The sequence below is a fragment of the Streptomyces sp. NPDC019396 genome, assembly GCF_040632375.1.
Taxonomy (GTDB): Bacteria; Actinomycetota; Actinomycetes; order Streptomycetales; family Streptomycetaceae; genus Streptomyces.
Map to the genome: position 1 here is coordinate 1 of NZ_JBEYBS010000087.1, position 2,233 is coordinate 2,233.

Annotated in this window: 2 protein-coding genes; both read left to right on the forward strand. The window is 67.2% G+C overall.

Annotation, left to right across the window (positions count from 1 at the left end; genetic code table 11):
* Nucleotides 1-330 precede the first annotated feature (330 nt).
* Nucleotides 331-633: a transposase domain-containing protein gene (locus ABZ532_RS31520; RefSeq protein ID WP_361291418.1), complete on the forward strand. Its 303-nt coding sequence runs from the start codon at nt 331-333 to the stop codon at nt 631-633.
* A 28-nt stretch (nt 634-661) separates the two neighbouring features.
* On the forward strand, nt 662-2,143 hold the full coding sequence (locus tag ABZ532_RS31525) for a transposase (RefSeq protein WP_361291421.1): 1,482 nt from the start codon (nt 662-664) through the stop codon (nt 2,141-2,143).
* The last annotated feature ends 90 nt before the right edge of the window (nt 2,144-2,233 follow it).

The window sequence follows — 2,233 nt, forward strand, 5'->3', positions numbered from 1 at the left end:
AAGCACCGGCGGCCTCACCATGAACGATCAGACTCCTTCAAGATCAGCAGAGCCCGCAAGAAACGAGCCCTGCCACAAAGTCTGACGCGCGACAAGCCTGCCGGTGCGTCTGCCCTGGGGGTGAACGAACCTCCACCGTGCCGCCACGGTGGAGGTTCGTTCACCCCGAACAAGCCTTGAATGTCGGAGGACAACGGCAATGCCGCGAAGTAAGCGGGAACGGTGCACGTCAAGGGGTGTGGGCGGGATTGACGGTTGTCCCGGCGGGAGCAACGGAGCCTCTGGTAGGAGGGATGATCCGCCAAGATCAGTCCGTCCCCACAGGCCCCCTTGCGCTGCCAGTCTGCCACCAGCACGTTCACGCGAACCCTGACCGTTGCCGCCGGGGTCTTCGCCCCAGGCCACCTGGGTGAGCTGACCAAGTACCTTCCCTTCGAACTGGTCGACGCCGTCCTGGCGGAGACCGGGACCGTCCAGCGCCGGTTACGGTCCCTGCCCTCGCGGGTGGGCGTGTACTTCGTGCTCGCCCTCGGTCTGTTCCCACAACTGGGCTATGCCAAGGTGTGGGACAAGCTCGTAGTCGGCTTGACCGGGCTGCCGGTGCCCCACGCCGTCGGAGAAGGCCCTGCGTGACCTGCGCAGACGCCTCGGGGCCGCACCGGTGAAGGCGCTGTTCGAGATCGTGGCTGGGCCGCTGGCCCAGCCACGGACGCCGGGAGTGCGTTACCGGCGCTGGCGCACCGTGGCCTTCGACGGGTGCAGTTCGATCACGGTGCCAGACGCCGAACGCAACCGCGGCCGGTTCGGTCGGCCTCGCAACCGGTACGGCTGGACCGGCTACCCGCTGCTGCGGCTGATGGCGCTGGTGGAGACCGGAAGCCGCGGGCTCCTCGGCGCTGTGTTCGGCCCCAGGAGCTACGGCGAGAACCACTACGCCCAGCGCCTGCTGCATCTGCTCGGACCCGACATGCTGGTTCTCGCCGACCGAGGCTTCGACGACGGCAAGTTCCTGGCGAAGGTCGCCGGCACCGGCGCCCAGTTCCTGGTCCGCCTCACCTCCAACCGGCGCCCGCCGACCGTGGGCCGACTGCCCGATGGCTCCCATCTGGCTCGTATCCGTGGCGTCACGGTCCGCATCATCGAGGCCGACATCACCGCCACCTGCGCGGACGGCTCCCGTCTGCACGACGGCTACCGGCTGGCCACCACTCTGCTCGACCCCGGCCTGGACCCCGCAGAAGCCCTCGTGCGGCTGTACCACGAGCGCTGGGAGATCGAGTCCGCCTACTACGCCCTGCGCCACACCCTCATGAACGGGCGTGTCCTCCGTTCCGGCGATCCCTTCGGCATCGAGCAGGAGATGTGGGCCCTGCTCTCCCTCTGCCAGCTCCTGCGAACCGCCATGGTCGACGCAGTCGAATCCGCACCGGGCACCGACCCCGACCGTGCCAGCTTCACTGTCGCCCTGGAAGCGGCACGCGACCAGCTCGTCGCCGCTCACGCCGATGGCAACGGCCACGATCTCGTCGGCCGGATAGGACGGGCCGTGCTCTCGAACCTGCTGCCGGCCCGACGAGCGCGGATCAGCGTCCGCAAGGTGAAGTGCCAGACCTCCCGCTACGCCTACGCGAATCCCGAGGACCCGAGACCTCGAAGCAGCACGCGGATCGACTCTCTGGCGATCAGCATCCACGCTGTCCAGCAGACGACGGCTCCGTTCGTGTCGAGTCGGCACCCGGTTCCGACGGTGAAACCGGAGCCGGTTCCCCGGCCACCTTCTCTGATCGAGCGAGCCCTCGACGTTCTGCGTTCCCACCCTGGTCGCCGCTGGGGTGCCCAGGAGCTGGCCGCAGAGGTTGGAGTCGACAACGTGAACAGCTTCTGCGTCCTGGTCGCTCGCTGGGCCCGGAACGGATTGATCAGCAAGCTGCACCACGGTGTCTACGCGCTGCTGGACGAGTCGGCCACACCGCCGCCGTCACCGCCGACACTTCCCACACCACCACTGCCCGCAGTCGATCCGACGCTCTCCCGCTTCCAGGCGGCACTCCTCATTCTGCGATCAGCACCCCAGTACGCCTGGACCGCCACGGAGATCGCACCCGCGCTCGGCATCACCAACCTCAACAGCTTCCGAGTCTAAGAGGTCCTAACAGAAGTTGTTGATCATGTGACTTTCGGTTCGGATGCTCGTTGGTTTCAACATGGGGAAGCGTCAGTCGCGGCCGTGGAT